Source organism: Duncaniella muris, from assembly GCF_003024805.1.
Lineage (GTDB): Bacteria > Bacteroidota > Bacteroidia > Bacteroidales > Muribaculaceae > Duncaniella > Duncaniella muris.
In genome coordinates this window covers 1-15264 of record NZ_PUEC01000029.1, presented here as the reverse complement: position 1 = coordinate 15264, position 15264 = coordinate 1, and the positions used below count along the sequence as shown (strand labels likewise).

14 protein-coding genes and 4 pseudogenes are annotated in these 15264 nt (G+C 45.7%); 17 read left to right on the top strand and 1 reads right to left on the bottom strand.

Translation table 11 applies throughout. The features are described from left to right. Positions 1-52 precede the first annotated feature (52 nt). The 15 genes and pseudogenes from C5O23_RS11330 to C5O23_RS11245 all read left to right on the top strand — a co-directional run bounded on the left by C5O23_RS11330 (position 53) and on the right by C5O23_RS11245 (position 12986). Complete coding sequence (locus tag C5O23_RS11330; RefSeq protein WP_161553603.1) at positions 53-1144, top strand: lysylphosphatidylglycerol synthase transmembrane domain-containing protein; 1092 nt, start codon at positions 53-55, stop codon at positions 1142-1144. A 580-nt stretch (positions 1145-1724) separates the two neighbouring features. After that, a pseudogene (locus C5O23_RS11320) lies at positions 1725-2426 on the top strand (PRTRC system protein E); the annotation flags it as partial. 4 nt (positions 2427-2430) lie between these two features. Continuing rightward, positions 2431-2649, top strand: coding sequence for a PRTRC system protein C (locus tag C5O23_RS11315; RefSeq protein ID WP_107033047.1), 219 nt, complete (start codon positions 2431-2433; stop codon positions 2647-2649). Positions 2650-2987: 338 nt separating this feature from the next. Continuing rightward, positions 2988-4166: pseudogene (locus C5O23_RS11305) on the top strand (IS4 family transposase). A gap of 100 nt (positions 4167-4266) precedes the next feature. Beyond that, positions 4267-4631: pseudogene (locus C5O23_RS11300) on the top strand (BlaI/MecI/CopY family transcriptional regulator). Positions 4632-4760: 129 nt separating this feature from the next. Then, positions 4761-5396 (top strand): CatB-related O-acetyltransferase, encoded by a 636-nt coding sequence (locus tag C5O23_RS11295; RefSeq protein WP_065539640.1) that lies wholly within the window; start codon positions 4761-4763, stop codon positions 5394-5396. Positions 5397-5416: 20 nt separating this feature from the next. Next, complete coding sequence (gene bla / locus C5O23_RS11290; RefSeq protein ID WP_107033077.1) at positions 5417-6313, top strand: class A beta-lactamase; 897 nt, start codon at positions 5417-5419, stop codon at positions 6311-6313. Between the two features lie 9 nt (positions 6314-6322). After that, positions 6323-6886: a zinc ribbon domain-containing protein gene (locus C5O23_RS14680; RefSeq protein WP_370291694.1), complete on the top strand. Its 564-nt coding sequence runs from the start codon at positions 6323-6325 to the stop codon at positions 6884-6886. A gap of 87 nt (positions 6887-6973) precedes the next feature. Next, the gene (locus tag C5O23_RS11275; RefSeq protein WP_107033045.1) at positions 6974-7762 is read left to right on the top strand and encodes a hypothetical protein; all 789 of its coding nucleotides are present in this window, start codon (positions 6974-6976) and stop codon (positions 7760-7762) included. Then, complete coding sequence (locus tag C5O23_RS11270) at positions 7752-9536, top strand: DUF4303 domain-containing protein (RefSeq protein ID WP_107033044.1); 1785 nt, start codon at positions 7752-7754, stop codon at positions 9534-9536. Before C5O23_RS11275 ends, C5O23_RS11270 begins: the two co-directional genes overlap by 11 nt. A 39-nt stretch (positions 9537-9575) precedes the next feature. Continuing rightward, complete coding sequence (locus tag C5O23_RS11265) at positions 9576-10178, top strand: uracil-DNA glycosylase family protein (RefSeq protein WP_107033043.1); 603 nt, start codon at positions 9576-9578, stop codon at positions 10176-10178. 2 nt (positions 10179-10180) lie between these two features. After that, on the top strand, positions 10181-10630 hold the full coding sequence (locus tag C5O23_RS11260; protein WP_240597814.1) for a DUF6194 family protein: 450 nt from the start codon (positions 10181-10183) through the stop codon (positions 10628-10630). Between the two features lie 41 nt (positions 10631-10671). Continuing rightward, positions 10672-11352: a zinc ribbon domain-containing protein gene (locus tag C5O23_RS11255; protein WP_107033075.1), complete on the top strand. Its 681-nt coding sequence runs from the start codon at positions 10672-10674 to the stop codon at positions 11350-11352. A 148-nt stretch (positions 11353-11500) separates the two neighbouring features. Continuing rightward, a pseudogene (locus C5O23_RS11250) lies at positions 11501-12301 on the top strand (AraC family transcriptional regulator). An 82-nt stretch (positions 12302-12383) separates the two neighbouring features. Beyond that, positions 12384-12986, top strand: coding sequence for a TetR/AcrR family transcriptional regulator (locus tag C5O23_RS11245; RefSeq protein WP_107033042.1), 603 nt, complete (start codon positions 12384-12386; stop codon positions 12984-12986). Positions 12987-13901: 915 nt separating this feature from the next. Here C5O23_RS11245 and C5O23_RS11240 read toward each other — a convergent pair. Beyond that, on the bottom strand, positions 13902-14390 hold the full coding sequence (locus C5O23_RS11240) for a transcriptional regulator (protein ID WP_133166555.1): 489 nt from the start codon (positions 14388-14390) through the stop codon (positions 13902-13904). Positions 14391-14435: 45 nt separating this feature from the next. Here C5O23_RS11240 and C5O23_RS11235 point away from each other — a divergent pair, with 45 nt between their 5' ends. Together C5O23_RS11235 and C5O23_RS11230 are read left to right on the top strand one after the other, a co-directional pair. Continuing rightward, positions 14436-14849 carry a hypothetical protein gene (locus C5O23_RS11235; protein WP_107033040.1) on the top strand — a complete coding sequence of 138 codons (414 nt, stop codon included), beginning with the start codon at positions 14436-14438 and terminating at the stop codon, positions 14847-14849. 3 nt (positions 14850-14852) lie between these two features. Next, the gene (locus C5O23_RS11230; RefSeq protein WP_107033039.1) at positions 14853-15077 is read left to right on the top strand and encodes a hypothetical protein; all 225 of its coding nucleotides are present in this window, start codon (positions 14853-14855) and stop codon (positions 15075-15077) included. The last annotated feature ends 187 nt before the right edge of the window (positions 15078-15264 follow it).

Genomic DNA, 15264 nt, shown 5'->3' with positions numbered 1-15264 from the left:
CCGAACAGCCTCGGAGAGAATACGAACCGGAAATTCAATGATGCAACAAAAAATGTCAGAGGGATCAGCTCACAGACTGGTGGCTGTCATAGCGCGCGTAATGAAATATCTGCTGCCCGTAGCGGTGTCGGCAGGAATGGTAGTCTGGCTCTTCCACAAAGTCGATATCCGTCAGATAGGTGAAATCATGAGCAGCGGAGTGGACTATCGTTATCTTGTTGCCATGATGGTTCTGACAGTCCTGTCACACGTGATCAGAGGCATCCGATGGGGCATACAGCTCCGCGCCGCAGGCATTCCCCGCATACCAGTCCTGGCCGAAAGTGTCTCGATCTTCGGGGCATATGCTCTGAATCTGCTTTTCCCGTATCTCGGAGAGGCCTGGAGGTGTGTCTACATCTCCCGCCGCGAGCAATGCAAACTGTCAACCGTTGTGGGCACCGACATCGGCGACAGGGCTTCTGACGGAATAATGATTCTGCTGCTGGTGTTTATCGCCCTTTTTGTGGCCAGACCCTATATGGACCGTTTTTTCGACCGTTATCCGCTCGGTGAGGCCATTGACCGCATCACCACCAGCGGCGGGTTGTGGATCTGGATTGCCGTAGTGGTCGCGCTTCTGGTAGCCGGAGACTATTTCTTCCGCCGGACGGCCTTTGTCAAAGGTGTCAACCGGAGTCTCCGCAGAATCTGGAACGGATTCGTGGTCCTGTTCCACATGAAAGGGACCGGCCTCTACATAGTGCTCACGTTCGGCATATGGATCTGCTATTTCCTCGACACCTATCTTTGTTTCTTTGCCTTCCCCTTCACACGTCAGCTCATAAGCGGCCAGGGCTATTGCTGGGGGTTGATTCCGGGGCTGGTGGTGTTTGTATTCGGATCATGCAGCATGGGAGTCCCCTCAAACGGCGGACTTGGTCCGTGGAACATCGCCGTCATGTTCGCGCTCAGCCTTTTCGGTATCAGCGAGAGCGACGGTGCAGCCTATTCACTGGTCTGCTGGAGTTTCCAGACAGCCATGCTCATAGCGTCAGGCATATTCAGCGCCATCTACATAATACTCTCCCGCCGCAGACGCCCCGCTCATCGCCCGGTCATGGATAAAGCAAATCTCATAAATTCAGGCAATTCTGAGAAATGAACACTGCTCAGATGTGGTAAGGAGAAAATCACGGTCAGATGGGGCCGGCAAAGAATCATCCTTCACGATAAGCGATTCATATTCTATGCCGAGCTTCTTTAGTAACTCAAAAGACCTGTTGCCATCTATCGCGACAATCGAGTCATGACGGCTATCACTTGATGCTGACGCAGATCCTTTGCCCCTGCACGAGACACTCAAGATCAATATGGCTGTAATTATCAAAAGTATATGTTTCATTGCTTACCTCCTTTCCATCATAGTTTCATAAGACCTTTGAATTTAGTTCAATACTTACTATAATGTGCAAAAGGTCATAGTAATAGAAATATTGCTGTCCGATAAAACTTTTTGAGGTAAAACAAAATTAGGACTGGCACCTATTGCAGGAGTCAGTCCTTTTAGTTTTATCGGACAGCAATAAAAAAGAAATGACTATGAGACAGGCTGTCATGACAGCGGCACAACCGGCGGTGACAATTCCGGTGCCGAAAAAAAGAATCGTCCGGATTGAAAGACCCGGAATCAAGTCAAGGCGAAAGAATCCAAAGAGGACAGGGAAAAGCGCGAGAAGTATGAGAAGAATCTCAAGAAGGCAGAGGAGCATATCGCCGCCAAGAGACACAAGGAGGCCGTGGACGCGCTTACCGAGGCACGCAAGTACGCCAAAGCCGGCGACCTGAAGACAATAGACGAACGGCTTGACGAGCAGAAGAAACTGTCGGAACAAGGCGACCTCTTCGCAATGATGGAGGAACCAGAGCAGACTCAACCGCAGCAGTCCCAAGTCCAGCAACCGACACAACAGCCCGCGACGGCGCAGGTACAGCCTCAGCCAATGCCGGAACCTGTTAAACCGGTTCAACAACCGACCGTTCAACAGCAAGCTGCACCACAACATCAGTCCGCCATGCCACAGCAGGAAATGCCGGCGCAAGCTGCACACCCCGCTCAACAGCCATACGGCAACCCCGGACAGGTATATAGTGGCCAGTACGGATATCCGCAACAGGCACATCCCAAAGGTGGCTATCCTCAATATGCACATTCAAATGGCGGAATGATGCCGCCAAACGAGGGGCAGAACGCCGCGTATCCTCCCAACGGTCAGCCACGGTACTCACAACAGCCGATGCCGTTCGATCACGACATGGCGGCTCATGCACCTAGAATGGCTGATCTGGACGACGCACCTCCTTACCGGCCGGAGGAATATGCGGAATATCCCGACTTCCCGGCATCAATGTTACAAAGAAATTATGCACAACCCCAAATGATGTAAGACTATGGCACTCGAAATCACAGGAATCAAACGCGTGTTCATTTTCAAGAAAGGGACAGCCACAATCACGCTCGACGACCCCAATCCCTCTGACAGTCCCGAAATGGTGATGGGATTCTATTCCAACACCTATCCCGAACTGACAACCGCCACGGTACACGATCCCACCATGAAGGACGATGCGGCGGTCTATGAGTTCAAGACCACAATCAGAACAAAATGATAAGAACCAATGCCTGTAAAACCTAAAAAAGAGACCCAATGCAGACTCCTGAGCGAATCACAGTCGGAACAGCTCGCAAAGCTGCTCATAAGCCAGACCGAGAGACGCTATCTTTACGGAGTAAACCGGCAAAGAAGAATTACAGCACCCAGCGTTGCTGTAATTCTTTTCTGAAAACGACCTTCCAGAGCACCGTCCCTTCGTTCATAATTAGTAGTGGTGCGATAAAAATCCAACAACTGTGATTAATATATTAGTATTTAGTCAAATACAAGAGTACATTGATTCTTTGATTTGAATTTGGTTTATTAGTCTTGTTGTTCAGAAGCATCAAGATTATGAATCAAGGAAAGTTCGTGTTCTCCCAAGTCATAGAGTTTATACCGCGCTACTGGTTCGATAAGCTGGTAAAGCAATATAAAGGCGATTGGCATGTAAAGAATCTCACCAGTTACAACCACCTCCTTCATCTGCTCTTTGGTCAATTGACAGGGTGTGATTCACTTAGAGACATTTGTCTATGCTTGGAAGCTCACTCAAAAATTCTATATCGCCTCGGTTTTCGCAACATAGTGAACCATACATCATTGTCTCGCGCAAACGAAAGCAGGGATTATCGTATTTTTGAGGGCCTTGGGTTTTATCTTATCGGATTGGTTAGACCAATGTATTCAAAGGTTCAACTCTCCGATATAACCATAGACAACGTAATTTATGCGTTGGACTCCACGACCATATCCACAAGCATAAAACTCGCAGCGTGGGCGTTGGGCAAATACAGCAAGGGCGCAGTTAAAATGCATACTTTGCTTGATTTACGAGGAAGTATACCCACCAACATCCATATCACTGATGGTAAATGGCATGACAGTAACGAACTCGACATGCTCACACCGGAACCATTCGCTTTTTATGTAATGGACAAGGCGTATGTTGACTTCAAGGCACTGTTCAGATTCCATCAGTCGCAGGCATTCGGGGTGTTACGCCCAAAAGAGAACATGAAGTTCACAACCATCGAGCAGTTGGCTATCCCCGATACGACCCCAAGTATCATAGAAGACTCTCGGATTCGTGTCACCGGATACAAGTCCTGCAAGCTCTATCCTGAGGATATGAGATTCGTATGAGTATATGACCCGGACAATGATGCCATTGTTGATTTCATATCCAATAACTTTGAAGTCAGCGCATTGGAAATCGCCAATCTTTATCGTCACCGTTGGGATATAGAGGTTTTCTTCAAGTGGATTAAGCAGAACATCGTCGTCAAGAATCTTTGGGGATTCTCCGAAAATGCCGTTAAAGTCCACATTTGGACTGCCATCATAGCCTATCTGACGGTAGCAAGAATAAAAGCCAATTATAACAGCTGCTATTCTATTACCGAGGTGGCGACCTTGATCAGAATCTCTGCCTTGGAGCGTGTCGACCTGCGATGGCTTATGACCAAACAAGACCCATCAACCAATTCAGACCAAAATGTCAAAGAACTCTCTTTATTTGATGATTTTTAAACTAACGCGATTTTTATCGCACCAGTAGTAATTTAAGCATATAAATCTTTGCGGTCTAACGAATTTAGACTAACTTTGCACTATAAATCTTAAGTTGAAGATGATGGAACAACTTACCAAGCGTGAAGAAGAAGTGATGAATAAGTTTTGGGAGAAGGGCGAAGCTACCGTTAAGGAGATTATTGCCACTTATCCCGAACCTCGTCCAAGCAGAACCGCCATATCTACATTCGTGAAGTTTCTTGTTGATAAGGGCACAAGCCGGCAGGAAACAACGGATTCATCTACTATCCCCTTATAGAAAGAGAGGAGTATTGTGGTAACAATCTGAAAAATGTCGTTCAGCGATATTTCAACAATTCCATTCGTGGAGTGATAAGCACTCTTGTAAGAGATAGGAAAATGTCAGACGATGAAGTCCGGGAGTTGATAAATCAGGTGATAGAAGGCAATCGCCAAGAATAGAACTGATTATTATATGGAAGTCAAGAGCGTTATTGGCATTAATGGTGATGCGCAGGAAGATGGCAATATTTATCATTATTTGCACATATTGAATATAAATGAAATAGAACGGCTCAAATAGTTTTAGATATGAACCAAACAGAGATATATCCTCGTTCTGGTGATAATCAGACTGTCTATCTTAAATCAGTCATAACGCACCAGAATATTGAAGTCGGAGATTTTACCATTTACAATGATTTTGTGAATGACCCTCGTGACTTTGAGAAGAATAACGTGCTGTATCATTATCCTATAAATCATGATCGTTTGATTATCGGAAAGTTTTGCTCAATAGCCTGCGGAGCAAAGTTTATATTCAATTGCGCCAACCATACCCTGAAATCGCTTTCTACATACACGTTCCCGCTTTTCTTTGAGGAATGGGACTTACCGAAATCTGATGTTGTTTCTGCTTGGGATAACAAGGGCGATATTGTAATTGGCAATGATGTGTGGATTGGATATGACGCTATAATAATGGCTGGGGTGACCATCGGTGATGGTGCTATAATTGGCACACGAGCTGTTGTCACAAAGGATGTCGAGCCATACTCGATTGTTGGCGGTGTTCCTGCAAAGGAAATACGAAAACGATTCTCTACAGATATTATAGCCCGATTGCAAGAACTCCAATGGTGGAACTGGGACGCAGATATAATTCGTAATTCAATCAAAGCTATTCAAGACGGGGATTTAGGTTCATTAGACTGTCATTTTATATGAGGGACAAAACTGTATTCAAAATGAGAAAGTTACTGTTTATAATTATATATTTGTCTTTTATATCGCCTGCTTTCGCTGGTGGAAACAAGGCGATAGAGAATGCTTTGCACGAGTATATCAAAGGGAAAGATGCCCGTATAGGTGTCGCGGTCATTATCAATGGCAAAGACACCGTATCTGTCAACGGCAATCGGGACTTCCCTATGATGAGCGTAGTCAAATTTCCGCTGGCTCTGACGGTAGCGCACTGGATAAATACTAACGGTATGTCCCTGAACGATACCGTAACATTCAGCGAGAAGGCTATGAAAGAGGATACCTATAGCCCGATGCTCAAAAAGTATGGTAAGAGCCTAAATGCCATGACTGTAAGAGAACTGCTTGAATGGTCTTTGGTTGAGAGTGACAACAATGCGGCAGACATACTCCTGCATCGCGTCGGTGGAACATCGGGAGTAACATCAATAATGAGGCAAATGGGTATCTCTGATGAGATTGTAATCGGAGCCTCGGAAGAAGATATGCACCGTGATCCATACCTAAGCTATCTTAACCGTACCACACCTTTGGCAATGGCGCAGCTATTTGATAGGTTTTACCACGAACTGAGAAACGCATCACAGTTATATTCTGAAATATCCGTCATGCTTGAACAGTGTCGCACGGGGCTTGACAGGCTTGCTTTCCCCCTTTTGCCTACTAATGCCCTGATAGGACATAAGACAGGTACAGGATTTCCGACACCCGAAGGTCGCATATCCGCAGTAAATGATTGTGGATATGTGAATTTGCCTAATGGTACAAGATATTCTGTTGCCGTGTTTGTTGCTGATTCCAATTACGACATAGCAACGACCTCAGCCATCATTACTGAGGTCTCTAAGATTGTCTTGGAAGGTTTGATTAAACAAAAATAAGACAAGAATATGGAACATAAATTTTGTCAAAGCTGCGGAATGCCGCTGACTACAGACAACAAAGGTACTAATGCTGATGGCAGTCGCAACGAGGATTACTGTATCTACTGCTATAAGGATGGCAGATTCACACAAGACTTCACTATGGAGCAGATGATTGAACATTGCGCTCAGTTTACCGACGAGATAAACAAGGAGTCAGGACAGACCTTGACACAGGAACAGGCAAAAGACATGATGCGTCAATTCTTTCCACAACTCAAACGCTGGAAAAACCGGACAGCCATGTTTATTGCAATTCTGACATATAAAAAACCGCTTGAAGAAGTCGACCGTTTCCTTCAGGCACATCGTGACTATCTTGCCGAGCACTATGCGGCTGGCGATTTCATCGCATCCGGTCCGCAGACTCCCCGCGTTGGCGGTGTGATAATGATAAAGTCTGACAATCGCGCGTTGGTAGACTCCATCATCGCTCAAGATCCGTTCAACATCAACGGAATTGCCGACTACCGGATTGTGGAGTTTACTCCGACAATGTTCGTTTCCGAAGAATTGATTTGGAAGAACTGAAAATATCACGACAAGAACTAATTTATGCCCTACATATCAATCGAGAGCGGCAAACTGACCGCTGAACATAAAAACCGTTAATTGAAAATGAGCAACGATACACGAGACATCTTTTCCGGACTTAAAGCCCGCAAACCACAATATGTGCTGGGCACAAAGAACGGGGATATACGCACATCAAACGTGACCGAGGAAAAGATCCTTGATGCTATAGATGACATTGAGGATAACGGATGTGTATACCTTGAAAAATGCGTGCCGGTGGTGTTAGTCAGCGATGCAAAGGCATACTCAATTGATTACTTTAAAGATAGCAGTATAGCGGTATGTTTTATGGTCAACGGATATATGCTGCGAATGTGGCGGTCGGACGTTGATTGCGACATGGCCGCCGATATCATGTGTGACTTCTTCCGCACCGCATCGCTCCCTGATATGACCGGCTGGCACTGCCAGAAAATCCATTCCGAGCAAGAAGAGGCAGAGACGAAACTATGTGTTGACGGCGAGGATTTCCGATACTTTGATATGGCGGATGTGTTCTGTGCTTTGGAAGATATCATAGAGGGCAAATCGCTATGGATGCTTTATGATTTCACTAAAGGCGACGGCGGGTATATCAACATCAGCAGGCGTGACAATGATACTGCTCCGACCACCGGATATAAAGTTGAATATGTAAGGTGGTCGGAGCCGGTGCCTATTGGTTACAGAGGTGTTATTTTTGATGTCGGTCTCTTGCGGAACTGGCTGTGGAGTCTGATTGATGGCGAGAGATTGCCCGATCCTCTGAGCTGTTGGGAGGAGTTTGACGTAAACGATTATTTTGGAAGACTGGTATTCAGATTTTTAGACGAAGAGAAAGATGAAAGGTAAATACAGCAGGCAGGTGAAAACGGCAGTCAAGCTGATTTGGTCAAGTTTTGACCGCGATGAAATACGCCGGGGATACTCAATACTTATACTGGAGGCGCAAAAGGGCGATGCAGATGCGCTGGCATTCATAGCCCGCTGCTTCATGGGTGAGTCGTATGTATGGCCGCAGGCAGGCTTCAAAGCTGACGATGAAAACGCATCGAAGCTGATGCAGAAGAGCGCGATGATGGGCAGTGCCACGGGCGTTCTTTGTGCTGCGCGAAGCGCAAACCTCACCCCTTCGGTGGTACGTGCAATGCCGTTCGCCTCGTTTAAGGAAGCGTTTGAAGAGATTCTCGGTCAGGCAGAGCGTGGCGACGCCTTCTGTTGCTACATGGTCGGCAATGTGTATTATTGGGGCGACTATCTACGTGTTGAGCCAGACTATGCCAAGCAATTCAAAGACGAAAGCGACTATAACGCATGGGCCTGGCCGATAGCAAAGGTGTGGTACGAGCGCAGTTTCGACGGCGGTCTTTGTGCCGGATGGGGCAATTACTGCGACATAGGCAAATCCGGCCTCTGCGAGATTGCGCAAGATGTTTATGAGAAATATTACTTGAAGCTGGCGGATATTTCACCCGTAATCTGCAACAACTACGGTTATTATCTCCGCACCGAGAAGGGCGACTCATACGGTGGGCTGTTGCGATATGTGGAGGCTGCCCGCAGGGGCGACCCACAAGCCGCATACAATGCCGGGCATATCTACGAAGCCGGTGAAGAAGTGGATGAGAATATCGACCTTGCATATCAACTCTATGAAATGGCTGCCAAATGTGGACATCCCGCAGGACAATTTGAGGTAGGATATTATCTGTTTGAAGGCTTCGGTGATGTGGAGCAGGACTACGCCAAGGCTGTGGAATGGTTTGAAAAGGCATACCAAAACCCGAAATGCAGCGAGACCACCCGGACGCAGACCGCCGCCTACCTCGGTTTATGCTATCAGGAGGGGCTGGGAACAGTTCAAGACGACGATGTGGCATTCGAGTATCTTCATGAAGCAGGGGAAGACATCGACAATCTATGGGAGTCAATAACCGTCAAGGTGCTCACCGCACTCGGCGTGGCGTATGCCTTCGGTCGTGGCACCGAAACGGATATAGAACTGGGATACCAATATCTTGAGGATGCTGCAAAACTTGGTTCGGAAGAAGCTAAAGAGTATATCAGCTACATCAACTCACCGGACTATGAAGCCGACGAGCGGAAAAAAGAAGAACCGGCTACACCCGTGGCTCCGTACTGGCAGGACGTGGCAGCAAAAATCAGTGATGCGGTTGCCGCTGACCTGCGCGAAATTATTGGACGCATAGACGATGAGCGCATTTACACAGCCGCTTTGGTCACCGACAGGTATTGCTGCTCGCTGTTTCTTGCAGTGAACACCCTGGAGTACCTTGAAAGTGAGGACGAAGAGCCTGACGACGAAACCAAATGGCATCCCGACGAATGGGGATATTCCGACGGGCATGGCAGCGAACTGGTAAAGCTCAGCAAATCGCTGTGGGAAAACCACAACACGTTGCCGGGAGAAGCCTTTTTCTTCAGCGCAATGATTTCGGCGATGAAGCAGGTCAAAGATTCCGGAATCTTTGGAGAGCGCACCGATGAAATCACACTATTCATCTCGATATCAGACGATGAAGACGCCGAAAACCTCGAAGACTCGTCGGCAATGACACTGAACAGCCCCGAGCTGGCTGCCGTTTTCTTGAATAGAAACAAGTAACTTTGAAAACAGCTAAATTCGTTTAACCTCAGGAGAATCATGAATATAAAGTTGGAACTACAACAACTCTGTGGGGATACCCAAAATCTACGGCTTAATGACGTAAATATTGAGCCGGAAACGATACGGGCAATCATGATAAACGAGGTTGTCCCGTCATGTCCGGAGGAGGATTTCTACGGGAAACAGGATTCCGCGTATATGTCAACGACAATTCCATTGTTCAGAAAAGCAGGGATAGAGGTAAATTCAATACAGGATATTCTGGATCATGGAATTTACATTACCAATGCTGTCAAGACACCTAAAAGCGAATATGCAGTTTCAAAGGAGAGCATAGAGGATAGCCTGCCCTATCTGGAAAAAGAGCTTGCTTTGTTTCCAAACGTCAAGGTTATCATGCTTATGGGTGATGTGGCAAAGAAAGCCTTTAATATGATATGCAAGAAGGCGACCAAGAAAAATGCCGTTCCAAGTATATCTACTTACAAGTTACGTAATACTGAGATTTTCTATAATGGAATACGCATTATGTCCTCTTACATTATGACCGGCCAGAACATTCTGATTGAAAAGTCAAAATTCGAGATGGCATCGAAGGATATAGAAACGATGTACAGGTTAATTAAATGTTTTGATTAAAGATGGCTATTGCACCTGATGATATTTTGAAATATTGCCTTGACAACCTTGAAGGGACGGTCGAAGTAAACAGTTGGGGCGAGCGTGGGATTTTCTACAATCCGGATGCAGTGTTGAAACGTGGGGTTTATATCTTGACGATAAAAGAAAAGGATGGCGACAATGATCGAGCTTCCCACCTTGACCGCAAGGATGTGTGGCGAATAAATATAGGAGTCAGAAAACAGACTTTCCGCACTTTATTCGGAGAACTGCCCAAACGTCCATGTAAAGGTTGCATTGTAGATATGCCGTATGAATTTACCGCAAAGGATGTCATTATGCCGCATCCGGTTTATGCGTGGATGGGCTGGATTTGCGCTTTAACCCCATCTGAAGCGACATTTGAATTATTAAAACCTTACATCCTTGAATCCTACGAATACGCAAAAGAGAAATTCAAAAAAAGATGACGGGATAGTGAACTGATTATTTGAAAACGATGATAGAACATATGGAACAAAGATTTTGTCAAAGCTGCGGTATGCCCCTTGTAGAGGGTAACATCGGCACAAATTCAGACGGCAGTAAAAGCGAGGACTATTGTGGCTACTGCTACAAAGGCGGTGCTTTCCTCCAAGATTTCAACATGAGCCAGATGATAGAGTTCTGCACTCAGTTTACCGACCAGATTAACAAGGAAACGGGTTGGAATCTGACGCCCCAACAGGCAAAGGCTCAAATGCAACAAATCTTCCCAACACTCAAACGCTGGAAAGAGAAAGATGAAAGAAGTTTGATTGAAAAAGCGATCCATCTTCTTTCCCAATGCAAAGAGGTTACGCTGGCATCGGTCAATGCGGAGGGTTTTCCTCGCCCTGTGCCATTGGATAAAATTCACTCGTTAGGATGCAATGAAGTTTGGGCAGTGACCGCCGCAGACTCCGAAAAGGTTGCCGATTTCAGGCTCAATCCCAAAGCCGGGCTTTCCTATTCATTTTATGGCGATAGTGTTGCTTTGCGCGGCACAGTCGAAATCATTACGGATGATGTAACCCGCAAACGGATGTGGCAGGAGTATTTTATCAATTATTTCCCCGCCGGCCCGGCAGATTCGAACTATGTGCTTATTCGCTTTATCGGAAATGAGGCTACCATCTGGATAAACCGCGAGTTTGCTCACATCACCATATAACACATAAATTATGAGAGATTCGGAACAAATGTATCCGGTCGTTTTTACAGCAGCTATCATTCAGAGGAATTTACGGTTGAGTGAGGCATATAACACCAATGTCCGTTTTTTACTATCATCGAAAATAATCATGTTGTAATTTTGCGGGATGCAGACATTCAGAATCATACAGCCAACGCCTGCCCTGAAACCGTTTATACGGTATTATTGGATATTGCAGGATAGTACCTCCGGCATAGTGTCGCAACGCACTTTGCCGACAGGCTGTATATCACTTGTGTTCCATCGAGGCGAAAGGCTCAAAGTCACGAACCGGAATGAATTGCAACCGCATAGTTTTATTTGCGGTCAGGAAAGCGGTTATTCAGATGTGACTTCAACCGGTGACATCGAAATGATAGTGGTGGTATTCCAACCTCATGCGGCAAAAATATTCTTTCATATGCCAGTCACTTTACTACGTGACATGAATGTAGCGGTTGCAGACATTGAAAATCCAGCCTTGCGCGATCTGGCGCATAGAGCTGAGGACAGCGCAAATCACGACACCAGCATTGAGTTGATTGAAGATTATTTCTATAAGTGCCTGATGTCTGGGACACCTTATCATCTGCCACGACTGGCGGAAGTGGTACGTCATATCAACAATTCCACTCAAACAAATATCAGGGCTCTTTCGAATATTGCGTGCCTGAGCGAAAAGCAATTCTCCCGGATCTTCTCGGAAAACATAGGAACGACACCCAAAGATTTCATGCGTATAGTCAGGTTGCAATGTACCTTATCTGTCATGCTGCATAATCAGGGAATAGGTTTTGCGCAGCTGTCATACGAATGTGGGTACACCGACTAATCCCACATGATTAAAGAATTCAAGCTATTCTCCGGCTACACACCGAAAGAGTATATTGCTCGATACTCTCCTGTTTCTGACTATTTTACATTCTGAAAAATAGCGTTTATACAGCCTTGTATTTGGTTGTCACCGATTATTTTTATAATTTTGTCACCACTTAGTGACGTTATATAAGATGGAATTGAAAGAAACAGAAAAAAGGCTTCTTGAAGCCGTGAGCCATATCGTAGAGAACGACGGTTTTACCAAAATCGGGGTTAATCGCATAGCTAATCAAGCCGGATGCGATAAGGTTTTGATTTATCGCTATTTCGGTGGATTGGATGGTTTGCTCGTGGAATGGGCAAAGCGTCATGACTATTATTCGTTTGCCTATTCGGAGTTTATTGACACCATTAAACGAGCTAAAGACGGTAACATAAAGCAGATTGTTAAGGATGTGTTTATGTGTCAACTTAACTATCTAAAAGATAATGTACTCATGCAAGAACTTCTGGTATGGGAACTGTCAGGTCATTCCTCTTTCAAGGGAATCATTGAAGAACGGGAACGTATCGGATATAAACTGCAGGAGGAACTGAATAAGTTTTTGGATAGAGACAGTGACAACAATATGTCGATTGCAATAATCATATCCGCAATCAACTACATCGTTCTTTTCACAAGGCAATATCACAAAATCAACGGTATAGATTTCAGTAACCCGGAAGCATGGGAAAGAATGGAAGCTATGATTTCCAAATATGTGGATTTTATCTTTGACAACAATAATCTATGAAACATATTATTACAATAATACTTACATTATTTCTTGCAGCATTTGCTATGGCGCAGGAAAGAAATTATATTTCCATCTGCGGCAAGACCAAAACATCCATCAAATGGACGGAATATGGGCGGTAAAACGAAACGTGCAATGTTGAGTGAGCGGTCGGAGGTCAGAAGCCGCGATGTTTCAGTGAGTTACGGCGCGATGTCGTGAAATGGCCGAAAAAACGAAAAGTACATTTGCTTGGATTTTGCTTGGATTTTCCGGGCGGTTGTTTGGATAGGAGGTTGGATTGATATTGGATTGTGTGCGGTCGTGCTTGTGGCGCGGCCTTTTTTAATGCGTGTTCGTCTGCATGGAGCGCGTCGGTGGCCTGTGGCGGTCGTTGTTCCGTAGGATGATAGAAAGGCCGTGGCGCGGCTAAATGCGCGGAAATACGGCCATTTATAGGCGTGTGGCGGGCTGTGGCCGTGGTGTGGCGAGGAATAGATATGCCGCCGCGCATTAAAGGCTATTTGAGCGGCGATTGACTACCGATTAAAGACCATTTGAACGCCATGCGCCGGGATAATTGCCACCGATATTCGTACCCGTCGTTTCAACCGAAAATCATCAAAAATTTGTGTTGCACATAGGCTTGGACATAGTGTTGGACATAGTTTTCAGTACCATTTTAAGATAGGTTCAAACCCCTATACGGCCAAAAATCGGCTAAAAATCGGGCAATTTCACGCGATAACACCCCCTATAATACCACAAAAAGCGGGGTAATTCCAAGCCGATAAAGCACTGTAACCAACTGAAACTGTGTAGAATACAAAGGCCATAAGCCTTAAAAGCCGCGAAAAATAAATAAAAGCGATGAAAAAGCGGCCTGTCAGCGGTCGCGGTGGATGAACTTAAACGGTATCAGAGCGAAGCCAATCACCCTACATGCGCAGTAGAATCTGTGTTTACAAGAGCGGCAAGACGCTCCGCGTGTTTTTTTGTTTCGGCCAATTCAGCCTCTAACCGTCCTATCTCCTTTGCTTGCCTTTCGATTGTCGCCAACAACTCCGAAAAGAATTGCGGTGCTTCTTGCGTAGGCGAGATTTCTTGCTTTTGCTCCTGTGATTCTTGATTTAAGGGTTGATCCAGCGTCATATTCCCTACTCCCAAAATCAACCACGACGGATTGACTTCGGGAAAACACTTGAAAAAGCGAGAGATGTTGTCTTCGCTGATTCCGTTATTTTGCGCTAATACACCTCTCGTTACTCCCGATTTTCGGTAAAAATCGGCGGCAGACATGCCTATTTCAGCGAGATAAAGCAAGATTTTTTGCTTTATAGGTGATTTTTCTTGCGAGATTTCTTGCATAGGTGAGATTTCTTGTTTAACTTTGCAGCGAATTAAAATTTTAACAGCCGCCAAAGGTACTAAAATTTGGCGAGATAACAGTAAAGAACCGAAAGGAATATGACAACAGAAGCGAACAACACCACGGAACGGAAGGCTCTAAACCTTGTGCAGCGCATAGTAGCGAACCGCCTTGAAAATGAGAATGGCAAAATACAGGTGAACATGAAAGCTCTTGGAGAGGACTTCACATATTACCTCGGCTGGAAATGCGAGGATATATACAAGCGGCATCTCCTGCGCAACTTCTACCGCGATATGCTGACACAACTTGCGCACCCGGACACAACCGAGGAGAACGCAAAGGAATATCTGCGCCACACGGTAGAACACCTCGCCGATGACATTCTGCACGGAAGCCCGACACGCCACTCAACCAACGCGATAGAGAATCTCGCACACACTTGGGAATTTGAGACCAAGCAGGAAATGTATAACATCGCTGTGAGACTTCATAGCCAATTTGAAGACTGAGCCATGATGACAAAGGAGGAATACATAGAAGCCTTACAGGGGGTCAAACGACCCTTGATAAAGGCACACGACGAGATTGCGGGAGTGGCCGACTTTATGGAGGCTCGCTTGCAGACCGAAAAGGAGTTTGCCGACAGCCGGGTATATGGCACGGTCTGCTACGCCCTCGGAATCTTGGAGGAACAGATAACAAGCATAGGAAATCAAATCACCAAACTCAAAAAATAATGGAACGTCTGGAAAACCCAGGCTCGGATGACCCCTTAGACCAGGTTGAATTGACCCCTTAAGCCAAAATATCACTGACCCTTTTGCCCAATATAAAAATGACCCCTGTCGACGTAATGTCAGCAGGGGATTTTATATGTATCTTTGAATTCCGTTTTGGCCGAAGGGGGATATAATTCAAAGAAAA